Annotated in this window: 17 protein-coding genes; 15 read left to right on the top strand and 2 right to left on the bottom strand. The window is 66.4% G+C overall.

The window, feature by feature from the left end:
* Positions 1–394 precede the first annotated feature (394 nt).
* From DIE21_RS37855 to DIE21_RS19905, 12 genes are all read left to right on the top strand, one after another.
* Positions 395–790: a toxin co-regulated pilus biosynthesis Q family protein gene (locus DIE21_RS37855; protein WP_124499337.1), complete on the top strand. Its 396-nt coding sequence runs from the start codon at positions 395–397 to the stop codon at positions 788–790.
* Positions 790–2,496 carry a PilN family type IVB pilus formation outer membrane protein gene (locus tag DIE21_RS19955; RefSeq protein ID WP_124499336.1) on the top strand — a complete coding sequence of 569 codons (1,707 nt, stop codon included), beginning with the start codon at positions 790–792 and terminating at the stop codon, positions 2,494–2,496. Before DIE21_RS37855 ends, DIE21_RS19955 begins: the two co-directional genes overlap by 1 nt.
* A 27-nt stretch (positions 2,497–2,523) precedes the next feature.
* Positions 2,524–3,822, top strand: a complete 1,299-nt coding sequence (gene pilO2 / locus DIE21_RS19950; RefSeq protein ID WP_124499335.1) for a type 4b pilus protein PilO2 — start codon at positions 2,524–2,526, stop codon at positions 3,820–3,822.
* The gene (gene pilP, locus DIE21_RS19945) at positions 3,812–4,414 is read left to right on the top strand and encodes a type IV pilus biogenesis protein PilP (RefSeq protein WP_124499334.1); all 603 of its coding nucleotides are present in this window, start codon (positions 3,812–3,814) and stop codon (positions 4,412–4,414) included. The genes pilO2 and pilP overlap by 11 nt, the downstream gene beginning before the upstream one ends.
* 4 nt (positions 4,415–4,418) lie before the next feature.
* Positions 4,419–6,017 carry a GspE/PulE family protein gene (locus DIE21_RS19940; RefSeq protein ID WP_124499333.1) on the top strand — a complete coding sequence of 533 codons (1,599 nt, stop codon included), beginning with the start codon at positions 4,419–4,421 and terminating at the stop codon, positions 6,015–6,017.
* Positions 6,007–7,083: a type II secretion system F family protein gene (locus tag DIE21_RS19935; protein ID WP_124499332.1), complete on the top strand. Its 1,077-nt coding sequence runs from the start codon at positions 6,007–6,009 to the stop codon at positions 7,081–7,083. Before DIE21_RS19940 ends, DIE21_RS19935 begins: the two co-directional genes overlap by 11 nt.
* A gap of 29 nt (positions 7,084–7,112) precedes the next feature.
* Positions 7,113–7,676 (top strand): type 4 pilus major pilin, encoded by a 564-nt coding sequence (locus DIE21_RS19930; RefSeq protein WP_124499331.1) that lies wholly within the window; start codon positions 7,113–7,115, stop codon positions 7,674–7,676.
* Positions 7,677–7,819: 143 nt separating this feature from the next.
* Positions 7,820–8,320: a type IV pilus biogenesis protein PilM gene (gene pilM / locus DIE21_RS19925; RefSeq protein ID WP_260432529.1), complete on the top strand. Its 501-nt coding sequence runs from the start codon at positions 7,820–7,822 to the stop codon at positions 8,318–8,320.
* 2 nt (positions 8,321–8,322) lie between these two features.
* Entirely contained in the window at positions 8,323–9,948 is a 1,626-nt protein-coding gene (locus tag DIE21_RS19920; RefSeq protein ID WP_260432528.1) for a prepilin-type N-terminal cleavage/methylation domain-containing protein, read from the top strand.
* A gap of 129 nt (positions 9,949–10,077) precedes the next feature.
* Positions 10,078–11,865: a type III secretion system outer membrane ring subunit SctC gene (gene sctC, locus DIE21_RS19915; RefSeq protein WP_124499330.1), complete on the top strand. Its 1,788-nt coding sequence runs from the start codon at positions 10,078–10,080 to the stop codon at positions 11,863–11,865.
* A 34-nt stretch (positions 11,866–11,899) separates the two neighbouring features.
* On the top strand, positions 11,900–13,135 hold the full coding sequence (locus DIE21_RS19910) for a HAMP domain-containing sensor histidine kinase (protein ID WP_124499329.1): 1,236 nt from the start codon (positions 11,900–11,902) through the stop codon (positions 13,133–13,135).
* Positions 13,125–14,573, top strand: coding sequence for a secretin N-terminal domain-containing protein (locus DIE21_RS19905; RefSeq protein WP_185642811.1), 1,449 nt, complete (start codon positions 13,125–13,127; stop codon positions 14,571–14,573). Before DIE21_RS19910 ends, DIE21_RS19905 begins: the two co-directional genes overlap by 11 nt.
* Before the next feature lie 232 nt (positions 14,574–14,805).
* Here DIE21_RS19905 and DIE21_RS37850 read toward each other — a convergent pair whose 3' ends face one another.
* Positions 14,806–14,931: a hypothetical protein gene (locus DIE21_RS37850; RefSeq protein WP_260432527.1), complete on the bottom strand. Its 126-nt coding sequence runs from the start codon at positions 14,929–14,931 to the stop codon at positions 14,806–14,808.
* An 85-nt stretch (positions 14,932–15,016) separates the two neighbouring features.
* Here DIE21_RS37850 and DIE21_RS19900 point away from each other — a divergent pair, with 85 nt between their 5' ends.
* A complete protein-coding gene (locus tag DIE21_RS19900; RefSeq protein ID WP_124499327.1) occupies positions 15,017–15,472 on the top strand; it encodes a hypothetical protein in 456 nt (151 codons plus the stop codon).
* Between the two features lie 185 nt (positions 15,473–15,657).
* Positions 15,658–16,734: a hypothetical protein gene (locus DIE21_RS19895; RefSeq protein ID WP_124499326.1), complete on the top strand. Its 1,077-nt coding sequence runs from the start codon at positions 15,658–15,660 to the stop codon at positions 16,732–16,734.
* Positions 16,735–17,045: 311 nt separating this feature from the next.
* Here DIE21_RS19895 and DIE21_RS19890 read toward each other — a convergent pair whose 3' ends face one another.
* On the bottom strand, positions 17,046–18,587 hold the full coding sequence (locus DIE21_RS19890) for a hypothetical protein (RefSeq protein WP_124499325.1): 1,542 nt from the start codon (positions 18,585–18,587) through the stop codon (positions 17,046–17,048).
* Between the two features lie 338 nt (positions 18,588–18,925).
* On the opposite strand from DIE21_RS19890, the gene DIE21_RS19885 reads away from it, so the two are divergent.
* The gene (locus DIE21_RS19885) at positions 18,926–20,389 is read left to right on the top strand and encodes a catalase (protein ID WP_124499324.1); all 1,464 of its coding nucleotides are present in this window, start codon (positions 18,926–18,928) and stop codon (positions 20,387–20,389) included.
* Positions 20,390–20,406: the final 17 nt, after the last annotated feature.

The following is a 20,406-nucleotide window of genomic DNA, read 5'->3' as shown; positions in this document are numbered from 1 at the left end:
AGTATCGCGTCGGAATGTAACAGATTGTCAAACAATAAATTCCGAATGCCCGTCAAAGGCGAGAATCGCGTCACCAATATCACGGATGACTGCAATTGCTCATGTAGCTTGAGACGCTGAAATGCGGCGCGTAGCGCGTCACGAACGGAGATGGCGCCCTTCGCGACGCGCGGCTGGATTCACCGGCCTGCAAAACGGCTTCGGCCGTTGCGCCATCGCGGCGTCAGCACGAACGGCCGGTCACGCGCGCCATGTGGAAGACGTTCATCCCATTGTTCGTCGATCCGTTGCGTGGTCGTCTTGCGCATTCCTGAGGCAAACGGACCGCAATCGCTGACTGTGCCCACGTCACGCATGACGGAGTCGGGCGCGGTCGAAGCGAGCCGCGCAACGCATGTCGACGATGCATCCGAACGGCAGGCGAACACGAAGCGGGCGGTACGACCGAATACAGCATCGGACGGACAAGCCGAAGGGCTGTCGTCGTGGGCAACTGAAGCGAGTGCGCCGCACGGCCCGCCACCTGAACCGGCGGAACAGCGGAACAGCAGATCTGGCGGACCACACGATGCGTTCCGCACTCGCGCGGTGGGCGCAGGCGGTCGGCTGGCAACTCGTCTGGGAAGCGCCGGGGGATTTCGGCATCGACGCGGAGGCGAGCGTGACGGGCACGTTCGACGATGCGCTGCGGTCGGTCGTTGGCGCGCTCGCGCACTCCAACGCACCGATCCAGGCCATTCTCTATCGCGGCAACAAGGTTCTTCGGATCGTTTCAAAAGGAGCGGGTTGATGCGGGGTTCGGTGCTCACATGCGCGTTCGTCGCGGTTCTTCTGGCCGGCTGTACGGGTCTTTCGCAACATCTCGCGAACGCGATCGATCGCGATCATGCCCGGACGCAGCGCGTGCTGGCCGATACGCGCGATGGTCGTGCGCAGGTCGCGGAGTCGTCGGACGGCGTGATCGTCAGCGACGGGATCTGGCTGTCCGGGTCGCCGATGCGACTGGCACGCGAAGGCGCGTTGCCGGCCGTGTTCTCGCAACCGGCGACCTTCGATCGCGAGGTCGGCTCGTTGCGCGAATTCGCGGAGCACGTGTCGCGCCTTTCGCACATCGCGACCCGGGTCGCGCCCGACGCGGCGGCCGGCACGCATGCCGCACCCGCGGCCGCGCCGTCCGTGCCGGTGATCGGCGCCGCGCCGCCGCCGCTGCCGACCGTGCCGGGCCTGTCGGGCCTGTCGGGCGAAATGGGCGCGCGCCCGGCGGCGGTATCGCAGCGCACGCGCATCGTGTATCGCGATGGCGATCTGCGCGGCTTGCTCGATACGGCGGCGGCGCGCTTCGGTATCTCGTGGAAATACGCGGGCGGCGCGATCGAGTTTTTCTTCACCGACACCCGGACGTTCCAGGTCAGCGCGATTCCGGGCGACGCCACCGTCAATGCGAACGTCGTGAGCGGTGCAAGCAGCGACGGGTCGGGTGGGCAGGCGGGCGGTTATGGGCCGGCGGGAACGGCCGCGGCCGGCACGGGAGCGGGGGCGGGCACGGGCAACGGGACGGCGACCGTCACATCGAACAACACCGCGAACACGGTCGTCAACTCGCAGCTGTCCGTATTCAACAGCCTGCGTGCGTCGATCCAGGCGATGCTGTCGCAGTACGGCCACGTCGTGTCGTCGCCGGCGACGGGCTCGATCACCGTCACCGATACGCCGGACGTGCTGGATCGCGTCGCCGCCTTCATGGAAGCCCAGAATGCGGCGCTGTCGAAGCAGGTGCTGATCAACGTCACGGTGCTGTCCGTCGCGCAGTCCGCGCAGGACAGCTACGGGATCAACTGGACGGCGGTCTACCAGGCGCTCGGGACGGCCTTCACGATCACCAGCGTCTTCCCCACCACGGCCACCAACCCGGTGTCGCTCGCCGCGCAGGTGATCACGCCGAACAGCCGCGCGGCAGGCACGCAGGCGATCATCTCGGCGCTCTCGAGCCAGGGCAGGGTGCGTCGCAAGACGTCCGCGTCGATCACGACGCTGAACAATCAGCCGGTGCCGTTGCAGGTGGCCACGCAGCAGGGCTATCTCGCCTCGGTGTCGACGACCAACACCGCGAATGTCGGCTCGTCCACGGCACTGGTGCCCGGCACCGTCACGACCGGATTCAACATGACGCTGTTGCCGCACATCCTCGAGAACAGCACGGTGCTGCTGCAGTTCTACACGAACATCTCGTCGCTGATCCAGATCAGGACGGTGCCGGCGGGCAACGGCCAGTCGATTCAGGTGCCCGAGGTCGACACGCGCAATTTCCTGCAACGCGTGTCGATGAAATCGGGCGAGACGCTGATCCTGAGCGGCTATGAAGGCGTCAACGACGACCTCGCGCAACGGGGCGTCGGCGCGCCGCAGAACTATCTGCTGGGCGGCGGCTTCGACGGCTCGCGGCAGCGCGAAGCGATCGTGATCCTGATCACGCCGGTCGCGATGAACGGATCCTGAGCGGTGTCGCGCACACGGGAACGGGCAATGGCTACGCAAATCGTCCAGATCGGCCGGCAGCGCTTCGTATGCGGGCTGTTCTGGCAGTCGCTGTCGCGCCGCAGCGAACTGCGCAAGGAGGGCCTCGAGCTCGCGAGGAAGCTCAACTTCGAGTTGATGGTGCTGCGCATCGATCGCGGCGTGGCGGCCGCCGGATTCGCGAATGCGCACGAAGGCGTGCAGGCCGGCGTCGCGTCGCTCGGCGTCATCGTGTCGAGAACGATCGCGCTGCAGGGCGCGTTCTATGACGGGCGCCAGCAAAGCGCACCCAACTGGCTCGGCGCATTTCGTTTGCCGGATGGTCGCTGGGCATACTTCGCGGTGCGTGACGGCTCGTTTCTTCCGAACGGCGACTGGGTCGGCAGCCGCGACGAGGTCGTCGAGCGCCTGACGTCCGACTATTCGCTCGGCGGATGGAACGTCGTGATCGGCGACGACGAAATCGACGCGATGGGGTTTCACAACGTCTACCCGCGCCGCATCGAGGATCTCCTCGGCAAGCGTCGCGGCGAGCGCGTGCATGTGCCAGGCTGGGCCCGCCTGCGGCCCGTTGCGCATCGCGTGTCGCTGCGCGCACTGGGCCTCGCGGCGGCCGTGCTTGCGTGCGCCGGCGCCGCCGTATACGGCTGGCTCGTGCACCGGCAACACGTACTCGAAACGGAGCGTGCGCGCGCGTTCGCGGCCGAGCGCGCCCGTCTCGAGCGGGCTCGCGCGCAGGCGACCGACGCGGCCGCGCCGGCTCGTCCGTGGGCCGCCGTGCCGGCGCCGTCGCAATTCGCGCGCACCTGTCTCGATCACTTCACCGAACTGGCGCCGGGCGGTTGGGATCTCGAGCGCTTCGTGTGCCAGGCCGGCAGCGTCACCTACCTGTGGTCGCGCAACGGCTCGACGGTCGCGCTGTTGCTGGCCGCCGAACCGCTGGCCCATATCGACGGCACGGGCGAACACGCGTCGCTCGTGCAGACCGTGCCGATGCCCGCCGTGGCAGGCGACGACACGTTGCTGACCCGCCCGGAGATCGACGCGCGGCTGATCGCGCGGTTTCAGCAATTCGACCTGCCGGTCTCGCTCGCGGCGCTTCCCGACGAGTCGCCGGGCACGCTTTCGACGTTCGCGAAGCCCGACTGGCCGCGGCGTTCGTGGCATGCGTCGCGGTTGCAGGTGAACCTCGGTGTGATGCCGCCCGTCGTGCTCGCCCGCTATCTCGACGAACCCGGCGTTCGGCTCGACAAATTGACTTATCAGGCGGGCGCTTGGTCCGCGCAAGGAACCCTCTATGCCCGGTGACTTCAGGATCCTGCTCGGTGCCGCGGCATTTGCCGGGTGCCTCGCGCATGCGGCCGGCTGTCGCGCGGCCGCGAATGCGCCGCCACCGGTGCAGCCGCCGGGGCCGCCGGTGCACGAGGTGCCCGCGTCCGACCGGCGCACCGCCGACGAACTGATCCGCCTGCAGGAGCAGACCATGCTGCTGAAAGCCGAACTCCGGAAGCTCGAAGCGCAGGCCCAGGTCGCCGAGCGTGTCGCGGCGTTGTCCCGCATCGGCAGCAACGGCCGGTTCCGGACGGGCGACGACGGCGGCGCCGACGTGCCGCGCGTGATCGCGATCGAAGGGCTGGGACGAAATCTGTCGGCCACGCTGCAAGGCGCGGACGGCCAGCAGTTCGATGCCCGCGCCGGCGACATCCTGTCCGACGGGCTGCAGATCGTGTCCGTCAATGCCGGCGAAGTGGTCGGCCGCAGGCGCGGCCACGTGCTGCATTTGCGGACCGGCACGGCAGCGGGACCGTCGGCCGGCCCGTTGCCGCCGGTAATCGGCGCGTCGGGTGCGCCGGGCGTGCCGGGCCTGCCGCCCGGCAATCCGGCACTGTCGAGGGAGTGACGCGATGCCAGCCACGCACATCGGAGCCGCGGCCGGCGCGGGTGACGCGCCGGTCCCTCGCCACGTCCGCGCCGCCTGTCCGTTGTCCGACGACGGGCCGTGGGCGGCGAGCGTCGAGGAGCGCAAGCTGCTGTGCCTGCTGGACGACGGACGCCTCCTCGTCGCCGAGGGCCACGAGATGAGTCCGTTCGTGCTGTCGTACCGCGCGCGTCTCGACCGCCTGAACTTCGCATATCGCCCTCACGCGGTCGGTCTCGACGAAGTGCGCCGTGCGTACGAAGGCATGCGCCGCGACGGCACGGCCGAACGTCTGGACCATACCGCGATGCAGGTGGTCGCGAAGGAGCTGATCGCGCACGCCTGTCGCGAACGTGCTTCGGACATTCATATTCGCGTCAAGCAGTTCAGCACCGAGATCCTGTTTCGCATTCACAACGAACTGGTGCGCGTCAGCGAACAGACCCGCGAGCACGGCACGCGGCTGCTCGCGACGTTGTATTCGGCGATGGCGAGCGTGTCGGACAACACGTACAAGCCCGGCGAGCGACAGGACGCGAGCATCGGCGAGCGCGACAAGCTGCCGGAGCAGCTGTTCGGCGTGCGGATCGCGACGGCGCCGACCAGCACCGGCAGCATCATGGTGCTGCGCCTGCTGTACAACGATGCCGGCGAATCGGCCGACCTCGAGCGGCTCGGCTTTACCGCGCTGCAAGCCGGACAGATCCTCGCACTGAGCCGCCTGCCGCACGGCCTGACCGTCTTCAGCGGACCGACCGGATCCGGCAAATCGACGACGCTGCAGCGCGTGCTCGCCGGCCTGATCGGCGAGAACAACGGCAGCACGCACGTGATCACGGTGGAGGATCCGGTCGAATACCCGATCAGCGGCGCGGTGCAGACGCCCGTCGTGAACGCGCCGACCGAGGAGTCGCGCGCGCTCGCGTTTGCCGCCGCGATCGCCAATGCGATGCGTCTCGATCCGGACACGATCATGATCGGCGAGGTCCGCGATCGCGCGTCGGCGCAAGGCATGCTGCGCGCGTCGATGACCGGTCATCAGGTATGGACCACGGTGCATGCGAGCGGTGCGCTCGCGATCGTCGATCGTCTCGTCGATCTCGGCCTGCCGCTGCGCATGGTGACCGACGAAACGCTGGTGACCGGGCTGGTCAGCCAGCGCCTCGTCAAGGTCACGTGTCCGCATTGCCGCGTGCGGTTTCGCGACAGCGAGGCCGCGCGCGATGCGGCGCTTGCCGCGCGCGTGCTGCGTGCGACAGGGAGCGCATACGACCAGGTCTGCGTCCAGGGCGCCGGCTGCGTGCAGTGCGCGGGGCGCGGCACCGTCGGCCGCACCGTGGTTGCCGAGGTGGTCTGGACCGACGCGCATTTCTTCGCGCTGCTGCGCGATGGCGACAAGTCCGGCGCAACCGATTACTGGCTGAGACAGCTGGGCGGTCAGACGCTCGTCGACCATGCGCTGACCAAGGTCGCGGCGGGCGTGGTCGATCCGCGGGTGGCCGAGCGCGTGGTCGGTCCGCTCGTGCCGCGCCTGGAACCGGCACGGCTGCATGCGGCGGCCGTCGGAGGGAACCATGCGCGTTGACCTGAATCGTCATTGGGCGCGCCTGCAGGCGGGACCGGACGCGCGCCTCAGGGTGTACCGGAAGATCGAGAAGATGTTGTCGAACGGGCTGCCGCTGCTCAAGGTTCTGGAGGAGCTCGAACTGCGTGCCGCGCACGAAGGGCGCAAGCCGAACGAACCGGGCGCGATCATGCTCGGCGAATGGCGCAAGGCGGTGCAGAACGGCGGCACGCTGGCGGAAGGCATGGAGGGCTGGGTGCCGCAGGCGGAGCAGCTGGTCGTGATGGCCGGCGAGCAGTCCGGCCGCGTCGAAGCCGCGCTGCGTTCGCTCGTCGCGATCGTCGTGTCGCAGCGCCGCATCCGCGCCGCGATTGCGGGCGGCATCGCGTATCCCGTCGCACTGTTCGGCATCACGCTCGTCTATCTGTACCTGTTCGGCGCTCACGTGATTCCGCAATTCGCCGCGATCGTTCCGCCGCAGCGATGGCATGGTCCCGCGCACCTGTTGTATCTGCTGTCGAGTTTCACCACGCAGTGGCTGGGCTACGGTATCGCGGGCCTCATGGCCTGCATCGCATTGCTGATCCATTCGATGCCGCGCTGGTCGGGCCGGCTGCGTACCGCGCTCGACCGCTATCCGCCTTATTCCGTCTATCGGCTGATGGTCGGCATCAGCTTCCTGACGGCGTTCGCCTCGTTGCAGGCGGCGGGCCTCACCGTCGAGAAATCCCTGACGCGCCTCGCGTCGCTTGCGAAACCGTGGCTGCGCGAACGCATCGACGACACGCTGTTCGGCGTCAAATCCGGCCTGAACGTCGGCGAGGCGATGAAGCACACCGGCTATCGCTTTCCGTCCGCCGAGATCGTCGACGACCTGTGCGTCTATGCGGAGTACAAGGGCTTCGCCGAAGCATTGAAGACGATCGCGGACGAATGGATGGAAGCCGGTGTGGAGCGGATCGCCGCGCAGATGCGGGTGTTGAACGGCGCCGCGATCGTGTTGCTGGCGCTGTTGCTGGGTGTGCTGATCACCGGCTTTTTCGGCATTCAGCAGGAGATCGCCGCGATGACGAGATCGCTGCACTGAAGCTTGTTTCACTACGATGCGAGGACGATATGAACACATTCACGGGCTTGAACACGACGGTCGCGCCGCGCGCGCGCGCCGGGCGCTCGCGCGCATCGCAGCGCGGCGCGTCGCTGCTGGAGGCGATTTCGTACCTCGGGGTCGCGGCGATCGTGGTGATCGGTGCGATCGCGCTGCTGAACGGCGCATTCAACAGCGCCAGCACCAATGCGGTGAACGAGCAGGTGAGCGCGATCCAGAGCGGCGTCAAGAAGCTCTACATGGGGCAACCCGGCGGATATGGCAATCTCGGCAACGCGGTGCTGGCGAGCGCGGGCGTCTTTCCGTCGACGCTGACGCCGTCCGGCGACCAGAACACCGTGACGAATACCTGGAACGGCGCGGTGGCCGTCAGCGGCGCGGGCAGTACCTTCACGATCACCTACGACAACGTGCCGCGCAGCGTCTGCGTGAATGCCGTCACCGCGGGCGGCAACTGGGTATCGATCGCCATCAACGGCAAGACCGAAAGCGCGATGCCCGTGTCGCCCGATCTCGCGGCCACGGATTGCAACTCGGATACCGCCAATACGATCGTCTGGACGTCGACCTGACCGATGGCCGGCACATGTTCACGCAGCGCCGATGGTGGCCCGACGTCCTGGATGGATCGCTCGGGCGCGGCTCGCGGTCACCCCGTGGACGCGGCCGGTTCGCCCGGTTCGAGGCGCGGTGGCATCGGGCTGGTGACGCTTGCATGCGCAACAGGAGGACGACGAACGTGATGGCGATCTGGGTCGCGCTCGTTTGCGGCGTGCTCGGCGGCATGTACGCGCTGATCGATGCCGAGTACCAGCCGACGACGATGTCGGTATCCGGCTTCGCGCTGGCGCAGAGCATGAGCGCGTACCGCGACGCGGTGATGCGCTACGCGCTCGACCATCCGGGATTCGAAGGCAGCGTGACCGACGCGGCGTTGCGGCCGCTGCTGGCGCCGCAGACCATCGATCCGTTGTGGCGCAACTACGTGGCGCCGAATGCGGACGCGCCGGGCAGCCTCGTCGTGGTCTACGCGACGGCGGCGAGCGCGACCGCCGCGGTGACCGCGATCGAGCGCTTGTCGCGCGGTTCCGCGCTGGCCGGCGTCACGCTCGACGGGATGGTGATGTCGCGCGGCAACCCGGCGGTGCCGCTGCCTGCCGCGTTGTCCCGGGCCGTGCCCAACGGCATGCCGGTGTGGATGGCGCAGGCCTGGTGACCATGACTTCGTACGACATGAAGCACGCGGCGAATCGACAACGCGGGTTCACGATCATCGAATTGCTGGCGACGCTCGCGATCGTGTCGGCGGTCACCGCCGGCATCGTCGCGATGATCGGAACGTCGCTGGAGGATGCGCGCGGCCAGCAGACGGCGCACTATCAGTCGCAGCTTGCGCAGGCCGCCGCGCAGCTCATCGAGCAGAATGCGGTCGCGCTGGCGGCTGCCGCGACGCCCGGAAAGCCCGTGGTGATCAAGCTGCGCGGCGCCCCCTATCAGCTGGCGACCTTTCTGCCCGACGGGGTGGGGGAGCAGAACGCATACGGACAAACGCCGTGCCTGATGGTCTATGCATCGGCCGGCGGAAAGCTGCAGGGCCTGCTCGTCACCGAAGGCGGCACGCCGGTTCCCGATGCGCAACTGGGCTATATCGCGGCGAACGCGGGGCCGGGCGGCGGGTCCATTCCGGCCGCCAACAACGGCGCGGGCGCGGCAATCGGCGCGTATGGTAGCTGGCGCATCGCCGTGCCGAATCCCGCCAACGCGGCGTGTTCGCCGACGAAGACCGGCACCGGCCATCTCGCCAGCGAGATCTTTCCCGACACCGGAAGCGGACAGACGGCGGACTTTCTTTATCGCGTCGGCGTGCCCGGCAATCCCGCGGCGAATGCGATGCAGGTGCCGATCGTGCTCGCGCAACAGATCGATTACGGGCCGTGCACGGCCGCCGCGGGTGCGATCGCCGCCGACGCCGGCAGCAACGTCGTGACCTGTCGCAACGGGCAATGGGTGCCCGTCGGTTCACGGCACTGGCGCGATCCCGTCGCGTCCGCGAGCGACCTCGGCGATACGTCGAAGGTGCCCGATCCGCAGATCGGCGACGTCGCGATGACGACCAACACGGGGCGTGCGTACACGTTCAACGGCACCGCATGGCAGGCGCTGGCGGTCGACGAGCAGGGCAATCTCGATCTCGGCAACCAGCAGGCCCAGGGCAATGCCTGTACGCCGAATACGGCGAATACGACACCCGTCACCACGGACGCCCAGGGGCGCGTGCTCTCCTGTCAGAACGGCATCTGGCAAACGCAATCCGAAATCCTGCCGGGCACCACCGTGACGGAATGCCAGATCATGATGGCATCGCCCGGTGCGACCGACTATGCGAACTGCGCCGGCACGCCGTCGGCCAATTATTACGCGCCGCCGTTCTCGTTCAATGCCGCCAACGGCACGTTCACCTACACGCGGATCATTCCGGTCCGGTTGACGAAATCCGGAATCGTTTCGGTATCCTCATGGGCGCATCTGAACGACGGCCTGTGCGGCAACCCGCGCGGCGCACGCGCGCAGGTATCGCAGGACGTCGACGTGCTCGATGCGTCGAATCGTTCCGTCGCGCATACCGAAGCGCAGGGGCCGACGCTGGTGGACGATTCGGGCGGCATCAGCACGACGCTGAACCAGGCGTTGCCGGCCGGCGATTACCAGGTTGCGATCCTGACCAACTGGGCAACCTACAACGCGCTGTCGACGCCATGGACGAGTTCCTACTGCGGCGAACAGAACCAGACGATTCCGAACACGCCGGTCGTCGGAGGATGGACCGTGAACACCTATTACTGAATACGTGTGCCGCGAATTTCCATCCATGGATCGGAACATGAGCGGCGACGATGCCGATCGCGCGTTGACGCTGTCCAGCCCGCCGCCAATCATATCGTCAGAGTGATGCCACCCCTTACGACGCCGACCATGAAACGATTTCTCCACGTCATGCTGTTCGCCCTTTCGACGCTGGCCGCCTTTGCGGCATCGGCCGCGCCGGTACATTGGCAGACCGCGCAGATCGACTACTCCGCCGACGCGAAGGACATCAAGGAGGTCCTGCGCGATTTCTCCGCGAGCCAGAACATTCCCGCCGATATCTCGAAGGACATCACGGGCAGCGTGACCGGCAAGTTCCACATGACGCCGCAGCGCTTCCTCGACACGCTGGCGTCGTCGTTCGGCTTCGTCTGGTATTTCGACGGCCAGGTGCTCGACATCGTGTTGCCGGAGGAGATGAAGAGCACGCTCGTCAAGCTCGATCACGCGGGCACGGCCGAGCTGCGCGACACGCTCGCGGCGATGCAGGTCGCGGACGCGCGCTTCAGGATCACCTACGACGACGCGCACGGCGCGGCGATCGTCAACGGTCCGCCGAACTACGTGAAGCTCGTGTCCGACGTCGCGGCACGGCTGGATTCGCGCACCTCGCATCGCGCCGGCACCGTCGTGCGCGTGTTCCGTCTCAAGCATGCATGGTCGATGGACCGCTCGTTCAATGCGGACGGCGCGTCCTACACGTTGCCGGGCGTGTCGACGGTCCTGAACAACATCTATCATCCGAACCAGGGCGCGGTGACGTCGCCCGCGGATCCGACCCGCAACGCCACGAACGTGTCGAACGTGCAACGCCCGAACGCGCTGAACGACGTGTCGGGCGGCGGCGCCGGGCAGGCGTTGATGCCGCCGCTGCCGGGCGGCGTGCAGGCGGGTGCCTACAACGGCGCGGCCGGCGGCAACGGCAACGCGGCGGGGTTGCTGGCGGGCCTGACCGGCCGGCCGTCGCCGCAGCTCGCCGGTGCTGCCGGCAAGGGCGCATTGCCCGCGATCGGCGGGATCGGCCAGAAGGACGAGGAGCTGCCGGTGATCCAGGCGGATCAGCGCACCAATTCCGTGCTGATCCGCGATACGCCCGATCGCATGTATCAGTATCCCGACCTGATTTCGCTGCTCGACGTGAAGCCGCGGCTGGTCGAGATCGAGGCGCACATCTTCGAGGTCGACGAAGGCGCGCTCGCGCAACTCGGCGTGAACTGGACCGCGCACAACAGCCATGTCGATCTCCAGACCGGCAACGGGCTCGGCACGCAGAACACCTACAACGGCACGCTCGCGCCGAACTTCGGCAATACGACGCTGGCCGGCGGCGTGTCGGCGGCGGCCGCGCCTGCCGGCGCGGTGCTGACGACCGTGATCGGCAACGCGGGCCGCTATCTGCTGGCCAACGTCTCGGCGCTCGAAGCCGACAAGAAGGCCAGGATCGAGGCGAGCCCGAAAGTCGCGACGCTCGACAACATCGAGGCCGACATGAACAACGAGACGCAGTTCTTCGTGCGCGTGTCCGGATACACGTCGGCCAGCCTGTTCAGCGTGTCGACCGGCGTGTCGCTGCGCGTGCTGCCGATGGTGGTCGAGGAGAACGGCCGCCGGCAGATCAAGCTCGATGTCGCGATCCAGGACGGCCAGCTGAGCGGTCAGTCGGTCGACAACATTCCGGTGATCACCAGCAGCAACATCAACACGTCCGCGTTCGTCAACGAAGGCGAGGCGCTGCTCGTGGCCGGCTACAAGACCGACAGTCGCACGCGCGGTCGCACCGGCGTGCCGCTGCTGTCGAAGATCCCGCTCATCGGCGGCCTGTTCCGCTATACCGATCGCGACGACAGTCACATGGAACGACTGTTCCTGCTGACGCCGCGGATCATCGACCTGTGAAGCGGGCGCGGCGCATGAACCCGACGAGCACGACATGACGGCACCTTCGCATCCTCGCGCGGCGGTTGACACGGACCAGCGCGGCATCGCCGGCGACGAACTCGCGGCGCTGCTGGACAGCCAGCCGTGGGGAACGATCGCCGTCGATGACGAGCGCCGCGTGCTGTTCGCGAGCACCGGCGCGGCGCGCCTGCTGCAACGGGAGATCGTTGTCGGCGCGTCGCTCGATGCGCTGCTGCGGGCATGCGGGATCGCCGACGTCGCGGAGCCGGCGCAGACCGAGGACGCGAACCCGTCGGAGGACGCGGGCGGCCAGGGTGTGGAATTCCAGGTCGGCGACACCTGGATCTGGCTGGCGCGCAATCAGGCCAGCGGCGGCGGACGGATTGCGACGACCTTCGTCCTGGTGGACGTCACCGGGATGCGCCGCACGCTCGACCAGCGCATGGAGTCGCTGCGCTTCATGTCGCACGATCTGCGTTCGCCGCAGAACTCGATTCTCGCGATGACCCAGCTCCACGAGACCGATCCCGCCGCGTTCGACGCGTGCGGCGGGATGGCGCGGATCGGCGAGCTGGCCCGCTATGCGTTGTCGCTGGGCGATCAATTCATCTTCACGTCGGTGGAAAGCGGATTGCAGCGGCGCGACCTCGCGCGCTTCGACTTGTGCGAAACCGTTCGCAGCGTGATCGCGCAACAGGATGTCGCGGCCGTCTATCGCGGCGTGCCGTTGCAGCTGTGGATGGTGGAAGACGCGCGTATCTGGATGACCGGCGTGCGCACCTTCGTCGCGCGCGCGCTGCAAAACCTCGTGGACAACGCGATCCGGGCTTCCACGCCGGGCAATTCCGTGACCGTGTCGGTGAATGCGGAGGACGGTTTCGCGGTCGTCACGGTCAGCGACGCGGCGGGCGGCTTGCCGGGAATCGCCGCGCGGCGCGTGATGAGCGACTTCGACGCGCTGGCGGATCGCTCGTCGTCGGGCTCGGGGCTGGGTCTGAAGCTGACCTCCAGGATCGTGAAGCTGCATGGCGGCACGCTGCTGGCCCGCGCCAACCCGCGCGCCGGGACGGATTTCGTCATGCGTCTGCCGTGCCTGTCCGCGCGACGCAATAGCGGCCCGCTTCCCGGCGGGTTGTCGACCGGCAGCGGCCCGACCGCGCTCGAGCGCGCGGACGCGCTCGCATACGCCGCGGCGCAGGCCGGCTCGCGAGAGGACCGTCGCGCTCAGGAGCCGCCCGCGCGCCTCGAGCATGGCGATGTTGACTGACATGGTCCGCTTGCGGGAATGCGTGCGTCGATGGCGTGGCGAGTTTCGACCGTCATGGACCGCGTTCCTTCTGCGTGTCGCGCGAGCGGGCGCGGTCGCGGCGACCGGCGCGCTGCTCTGCGTGTCGCTGCCCGGCACGCCGGCCTACGCGGGAAGCGGGGCGGCCGGCCCGTCTCGATCGGGATGTGCACGCCAGCCGCGACCCGCATGGCATCTCGCCCGGTTTCACTACGAGACGCCGGGGGCGAGCGTCGCCGATGCGCTGAGCGCGCTGTCCGACGCGACCGGCGTGCCGATTGTCGTCGACGGCGGCGTGTCGGGCCGCCTGGACGGGCGTTTCGATGCGTCGCCGCAGGACTTCGTCGAACGGCTCGCGCGCAACCATGAACTGGACACGTACTTCGACGGCACCGTGCTGTACGTCAGCCCGCTGGGCGCGCGGCGCACGCTGACGCTGCGCCTGAACTTCGCGAGGCCCGCCGTGCTGCGCGCGTTGCTCGCGAAGAGCGGGGCGGCCAGCCCGTGCTTTCCGCTCGTCAACGGGGCGAGCGGCACGATCCTGACGGTCACGGGCCCGCCCCCGTACCTCGAGCGCGTCGAGCGCGCCGCGCGGCAGGTCGACGGCAGCGCGAGACGGCGCGTGACGACGGCGGTGCGTGCCGTCGCGCTGCGGGTCGGCACGGCCGCCGATCGTGTCACCGTGGTCGATGGCCGGCAAATCACGGTGGAAGGGGTGGCGGCGCGCGCGCGATCGCAACTGGCGCCGGCCGATGCCGCCGCGCTTGGCGCGGTCGAATACGAGGCACCGCTGCCCGTGGTGAGCGCCGATGCACGCACGAACACCGTGCTCGTGCGCGATCGACCCGAGCGGCTCGCGCGTGACCTGCGTGTGCTCGCCAGGCTGGACGTGCGTCCGAAGCCGATTGTCGTCGACACGTTGATGGCCGATGTCGCGGCGCTCGATCTGGCGCGTCTGCCGCTCGGGAAATCGCTCAGTGCGATCGGCATCGCGTCGAACAGTACCGCCATGCTCGTGGCCGACGGCGACGCGCTGCGGCGCGGCATCGGCCAGTTGAGCGCCGGGCAGCGCGCGCGCATCGAACTGGATCAGGCGCTCGCGACCTACGACGGCGCGGCCGTTGCGTTCCGCGAGCGCGCCGGTACGCCGTTCGTGGCGGCAAACGCGGCGCCCACGCACGATGATTCGTTGCGCGCCGCGCGAGCGGCGGCGGATCTGTTGCTCGTCGTCGTGCCGTCGTCGGGCGTGAATGCCGCGCGCCGTGAAACGACGCTTGCCGTCGAATGGCGGGTGCGCGACGACGTTCAGGCAGCCCGGGTGACGCTGGCCCCCACGCAAGGCATCGTCATGCTCGAGCCGACGGACGCGCAGCGCACACGGATCGTGCTGCTGGTGCCGCGGCAGGTCGATCCGCATTAGGCCGTCGACGACACAGACGCGTGGGTCGAACGGCAGATCCAGCATCCGGCGCGCACGGGCTACCGACGCACCGCGCATCGGTGGACCGGCTGTTCGGCGCCGTATCGGCTTCGCCGCGTTCGTTCGATGCATGTCCGAAGCGCGGTGCTTCGATGACCGTCGCATCGACAGCATGTCTTCCGTCGTGCGCAATCCGGGCTTGCAAAGCGGGATGTCAACCTCGCCGCACAGCCTATGCGTCGGTCATCTTCGAGAAGCAGGCGCGGGGCTTCGGCGGCATGGCCGCGTCCGCCTCGTTGGCGTCAAACGCACGATTTCGCGTATTGAGCCGCGGCATCGCGTCGAACGTACCGTCCATTCACCACATTCTCCATCATTGCAGCCATTACGCATTCTGCGTTGCGATCGATCTACAACCCGCATCCAGTCGAGGATATCGTCAAGTGAACACTCATCCGACCAACACCACCTCCTACACGCTGGAAAATTGGAATGGCGATGTGCCCGAGCAAAGGCAAGGCCAGCCGGTCGTTCGCAGTCGCCCATCCCAGCATGCCGATTTCGATAATTTGTCGGCGAGGCCGCCAGCCACGAAGGGCAGCGAGCGTTCAGCAGACCAGCCGAAGGTCAATCCCGCTGCAATGTATGTATCGCATCCCGAAGGATACCGCGACCCTGGCCCGTCTACCCGAAACACGCTTCATCTGACGTTGCCACCCGAGGAAATTGCTCGTCTGAGCGCCGGAAATTCGCTCTACAAAGCGACGAGATCAAATGGTGCTGCAATGCATATACAGTATCCGGAGGGATACCGCGACCCTGGCCCGTCTACTCGAAACACACTTCATCTGACGTTGCCGCCTGAGGAAATTGCACGCCTGAGGACCCGAAATTCGTAAACGCGAATTTATCCGCACGTAACGAGTCCGATTTTGAAAAGCGTCGTGTCGGCGTCCCGATCTGATGCTTGCGGACGCAACCACGGTCGCACTGCGCGAAACCTGCGCCGATCGGACTCGCGCCGCCGGCGACCGAATGCCGGCATGATCTCGTCCGATTGATCCGATGTTCATTGGAAGTCGTTATGCCTATCACCCCGTACGACGCCTCATCCGTCAACGCTTCGCCTTCGCTTTCGCCGCTCGAGCCACTGCTTCCAGGTCCATCTGCCGCCCATGCGGGGATATTGCAAGGTTCGCGACGGACAGGCGGCGATAGTCACGGCCCGCTGTCGGGACTGACCTCGCGTGACAGCGCTTCGAGACTCCAGGAGGCGCGCCTGGCACCCCTTCTCGAGCGGATCGTCGCCCCCCGGCCGGGGATGTCAGCTCCGTACGTGCCAGTCTCACACCCAACGCCGTCGCGCAGGGCAGTCGAGCTCTTTCAAGAGAAATTTCAGGCAACGGTGCTCGAGCAGCCCGGAAGCGTCAAGGCAAGCCGGGAAGATCTGGGTATTGCCTGGCATCAGCTCGCGATCGTCGACATCGGCGGAGAAGGACAGAAGACGGAGCAAGGTTCCAAATCGTTGAAGAGCGGCAACATGCATGCGATCAACGTCAACGCGCAATCGGTCGCGTCTCCCGGCAAATTTTTTTTGCAGACCGACCCATCAGCGCCACCGGTGGCGCAAAGAGAATACGCGATTCCGAATCTCGTCAGACCTGCGAATCATTGGCCCGGGCCGAATGACGAGGCTGACGGGTTTTTGCCATTCGAAGACGGTTTCTCGAGTCTGACGATGACAGAAGGTGCGCCGGTATTCGATTACCACGTCAGGGAATTTGCACGGGTAACTGCCCCGAACGGCTGGATGATATTAGCGGTCGACGATAGCTTCGCTGGCCGGATCGATCGTCTGGCGCAAGCCCACAACGGAGGGACCGTATGGAAGTTTCCTCCCAGAGACGGCGCGATGCACCGTTACGTCATTCCGCCGCGCACGGCGCTTGATCACCGCGAAGTGGCGAGCCAGTACAAGGCAATGTGGCGGGACGCGAACGCGCACGATGTATTCGATGTGGCGCAGACGATCGTGTTGCATCGAGTGAGCGGCCTCTCGCTCGACGAAGCGAGGAAGGCGGCCCCCGGCCTGCGCGACATCAATGGCGTAATCGATCTCTCGTTGGCGTCGCGGCCTTCCTGGCGGCACGACGAGCTTTGATGTGTAGACGTACTCATGGGTCGGCATGAGTGACCGGACGCGGCACGGCCGTAAGGAGCGTGAGTCCGGACGCGACGGGCTGCCGGCTCGATCCACCTGCGAGCGGGACCGATTGCATCATGCGCGTGCCGCACCTGCCGCGCGTGTTGTCTTGCCAGTCAGCTTCGCGGTGCGGCGGCTTCGCGCTCGAGCCGCAAGCCAGCCTCGATACGCGGTGCATATCTCATCACGACCGACCAGTTGGTTCGAAGGCTGCCGAACATCTTATCGAAGCAAGCCGTTGGATGACGTGATGTCGCGCGGATGCCGGTTCATTTCAAGGGCCGACGGGGCTCATCCGCGCTGCCGATGTCAAACGGTTCGTCGGTCATCGGTGTCGGCTCGGGCGTGCCCCCCGGTTCGGCAACGATCGGCCCCAGCCAACTGCGCGGCAGGGCGGAAGGGCGACGGCTTTCCTGAGGAGATGAATCGGACACGTTACCGTGCGCAGGGAGCGGGATTGAACCGCGCCGGACTGGAGGAAACACAAACGCGCTGTCGGGAAGCGGGGTGAGTGACGGGTGGCGAAACATGGACGGATTGCCGCTGGCGGGTGCAAGCGAGGGACGGCCAGACGTGGACGGCATGCCTCCGTTAGGCGCTAGCGAGGAACGGCGAGACATAGCCGGATTGCTGCCGTTAAGTGCCAGCGAGGAGCGGCGAGACATGGGCGGACTGCTGGCAAGGCTCGAAATTGACGGACGTCGAGAGTCGCCGTCGGCCGAAGCCCAGTCGCTTTTGGGCGTGATACCCCGATCTTTGTAAAACCTGGCCAGTTGCTCTTCGGAATCGATGATCTGCCACGTGCCCCGATCACACATCGCGACCGGAAGCGATGACGTTGCCACGCGATCGTTGATTGGCTGGTCTCGCTCGCGGTTTTTCATGTGGGCCACGTAGTTGTATTGTGAACCGTGCTGCACGACGTGTCGCGCCTGATCGTCATAAGGACGCTCGCGATCGATCGCCCCGATTGCACAATTGAGCGCCTGCAGGACTGACGTGTCTTGTCCCTCGCCATGGGGGCCACGGTGGCCGCCCAGATTCAGCGAATCGTGGATGTCGTAGTCGCCGGTGTAGAGGGCTACCTGATATTTTGGCAGCTGAAAAAGCGGCTCGAGACTCTCACCCAGTTTGTCGTCGTTCAAGGGGAAGACCGTCCGCCCATTGTCTAAAGACTGCAGACTCACGTCCGACGCACCCAGCCTCGACAGATCCACGTAAAGACCGTTCAGCCGACGCGGCTCGGTCCCGTAATGGCCGACGAGTCCGGCTATGCCATGCGCCTGCATCTCGGAGAAACGGCGCTTGCCTTCTTCGTCTCCATATACGTCCATCATTGACCGCTCCTTGATGGATTTTTCCAGGATGCCATGTGGCTTCGGGAGCGCGCCGGCTTTCAACCACTTCAACGTCTCGGGCCCCGCGGGCCTGAAGCTGACGGCGATATTCATGATGCGTGCCGCCTCGGTAATCGCGCGCAGATGATCGGGAAGCACGTAAGTTTTCGTGATCTCCGTTTCTACGTCCATCAGCTTGCGGTCCTTTCTGGCTAGCACAGCCGTTTGAATCGTTTGCGCTTTCGATTCCGTCAGTGTGGCGGACTGTCGCCGCCCGATGGATGTGGTCGAAGCCCGTCGATTGGGGGTAACAGCCGAGTGGACCGCGCTCCCTTCCCGCGGGCGCAAGGCCGACAGAGGACCTGCCTGCAAGGGGCTGACCGCCGGGTTGTCGCGATTCACCGGGTCGGTCGGAGCATTCGCCGGGGCAAACGGGTTGGAAAAAAAAATAGGTTCGATATTCGTATTCGACATGGTGTGAAACGCGAACGTGAGTGAACAGGCTTCGATAATGGGTCGTCCGCGGTGTTGAAGATGACCAGCAAACTAAGGTTTCGCGCGAAATGCGAAGCGCGTTGGGTTCGCGACGACCGTCCTCGGCGAATATGCGCGAGAAGCCGTGATGCGAGCGACAGGCTCCCCGCCGATACGATACAAACCGATACACGCCAGACAAACGCCCGATACATCGTCACTTTCTAATTTCCCCAAGGACGGCCGACGGCCGTCCGCACGACGCGCGCTCCCCGAACCCGAGGCGGGAACGCGCGACCGACGAATCGAAGGTACACAAGGTGTGGGGGAAATCGGACATGTCAGAGAAATCGGTTCCGCGTGAAATTGCTCACGCGAACGGTGCACCGGTCAGCGACAACGTCAACATCCAGACGGCCGGCCCGCGTGGCCCCGCGCTGCTGCAGGACGTCTGGCTGCTTGAAAAGCTCGCGCACTTCGATCGCGAGGTCATCCCGGAGCGCCGCATGCACGCGAAGGGCGCCGGCGCATACGGAACCTTCACCGCGACGCACGACATTTCGCGCTACACGAAGGCGAAACTCTTCTCCGAAATCGGCAAGCAGACCCCGATGTTCGTGCGCTTCTCGACGGTGGCGGGCGAGCGCGGCGCGGCCGATGCGGAGCGCGACATCCGCGGCTTCGCGCTGAAGTTCTACACCGAGGAAGGGAACTGGGATCTGGTCGGCAACAATACGCCGGTGTTCTTCTTCCGCGATCCGCTGCGTTTTCCCGATCTCAATCATGCCGTCAAGCGCGACCCGCGCACGGGGATGCGCAGCGCGGAAAACAACTGGGATTTCTGGTCGCTGCTGCCCGAGGCGCTGCACCAGGTGACGATCGTCATGAGCGAGCGCGGCATTCCGCGCTCGTACCGTCACATGCACGGCTTCGGCAGTCACACCTACAGCATGATCAACGCGGCGAACGAACGGACCTGGGTGAAGTTCCACTACCGCTCGCAACAGGGCATCGAGAACCTGACCGACGCGCAGGCCGAGGCACTGATCGCCCGGGATCGCGAAACCCATCAACGCGACCTGTTCGACAGCATCGAGGGCGGCAATTTCCCGCGCTGGACGCTGTATATCCAGGTGATGACCGACGCGCAGGCGAAAGCATGCCGGTTCAACCCGTTCGATCTGACCAAGGTATGGCCGAAGGCCGAGTTTCCGCTGATCGAAGTCGGCGAATTCGAGCTTGATCGCAATCCCGACAATTTCTTCGCCGAGACGGAGCAGGCCGCGTTCTCGCCCGCCAACGTCGTGCCGGGCATCGGCTATTCGCCGGACCGGATGTTGCAGGCGCGCCTGTTTTCCTATGGCGATGCGCAGCGATATCGGCTCGGCGTCAACTTCGGTCACATCCCGGTGAATGCGCCGAAGTGCCCGTTTCACAGCTATCACCGCGACGGGGCGATGCGCACCGACGGCAATCTCGGCGGCGCGCCTTCGTACTGGCCCAACAGCAAGGGTGACTGGTCGGACCGGCCGCAGCACAATGAACCGCCGCTCGAACTCGAAGGGGCGGCGGCGCATTGGGATCATCGCGCCGATGACGACCATTACCAGCAGCCGGGCGATCTGTTCCGGCTGATGGATGCACGGCAGCGCCAGAGCCTGTTCGATACCACCGCGCGGCAGATTGCCGGCGTGTCGGAGGAGATTCGGCAGCGTCATATCGACAACTGCTCGCGGGCCGATCCCGCCTATGGCGCGGGGATCGCCGCGGCGCTCGCGCGGCTCGCCGCCGAACGGGAATAGCGGACGGCGGCGGCCTG

Origin of the sequence: Burkholderia sp. Bp9140 (assembly GCF_003853425.1) — a bacterium.
Classification (GTDB): Bacteria; Pseudomonadota; Gammaproteobacteria; order Burkholderiales; family Burkholderiaceae; genus Burkholderia.
The sequence above is the reverse complement of the archived record's forward strand: the minus strand, read 5'-3'. Positions and strand labels throughout refer to the sequence as shown.

Coding starts and splice junctions, on each gene's coding strand:
- DIE21_RS37855 (WP_124499337.1), top strand. CDS start 395: ATGTCGACGATGCATCCGAACGGCAGGCGAACACGAAGCGGGCGGTAC.
- DIE21_RS19955 (WP_124499336.1), top strand. CDS start 790: ATGCGGGGTTCGGTGCTCACATGCGCGTTCGTCGCGGTTCTTCTGGCC.
- pilO2 (WP_124499335.1), top strand. CDS start 2,524: ATGGCTACGCAAATCGTCCAGATCGGCCGGCAGCGCTTCGTATGCGGG.
- pilP (WP_124499334.1), top strand. CDS start 3,812: ATGCCCGGTGACTTCAGGATCCTGCTCGGTGCCGCGGCATTTGCCGGG.
- DIE21_RS19940 (WP_124499333.1), top strand. CDS start 4,419: ATGCCAGCCACGCACATCGGAGCCGCGGCCGGCGCGGGTGACGCGCCG.
- DIE21_RS19935 (WP_124499332.1), top strand. CDS start 6,007: ATGCGCGTTGACCTGAATCGTCATTGGGCGCGCCTGCAGGCGGGACCG.
- DIE21_RS19930 (WP_124499331.1), top strand. CDS start 7,113: ATGAACACATTCACGGGCTTGAACACGACGGTCGCGCCGCGCGCGCGC.
- pilM (WP_260432529.1), top strand. CDS start 7,820: ATGCGCAACAGGAGGACGACGAACGTGATGGCGATCTGGGTCGCGCTC.
- DIE21_RS19920 (WP_260432528.1), top strand. CDS start 8,323: ATGACTTCGTACGACATGAAGCACGCGGCGAATCGACAACGCGGGTTC.
- sctC (WP_124499330.1), top strand. CDS start 10,078: ATGAAACGATTTCTCCACGTCATGCTGTTCGCCCTTTCGACGCTGGCC.
- DIE21_RS19910 (WP_124499329.1), top strand. CDS start 11,900: ATGACGGCACCTTCGCATCCTCGCGCGGCGGTTGACACGGACCAGCGC.
- DIE21_RS19905 (WP_185642811.1), top strand. CDS start 13,125: ATGTTGACTGACATGGTCCGCTTGCGGGAATGCGTGCGTCGATGGCGT.
- DIE21_RS37850 (WP_260432527.1), bottom strand. CDS start 14,931: ATGGACGGTACGTTCGACGCGATGCCGCGGCTCAATACGCGAAATCGT.
- DIE21_RS19895 (WP_124499326.1), top strand. CDS start 15,658: ATGCCTATCACCCCGTACGACGCCTCATCCGTCAACGCTTCGCCTTCG.
- DIE21_RS19890 (WP_124499325.1), bottom strand. CDS start 18,587: ATGTCGAATACGAATATCGAACCTATTTTTTTTTCCAACCCGTTTGCC.
- DIE21_RS19885 (WP_124499324.1), top strand. CDS start 18,926: ATGTCAGAGAAATCGGTTCCGCGTGAAATTGCTCACGCGAACGGTGCA.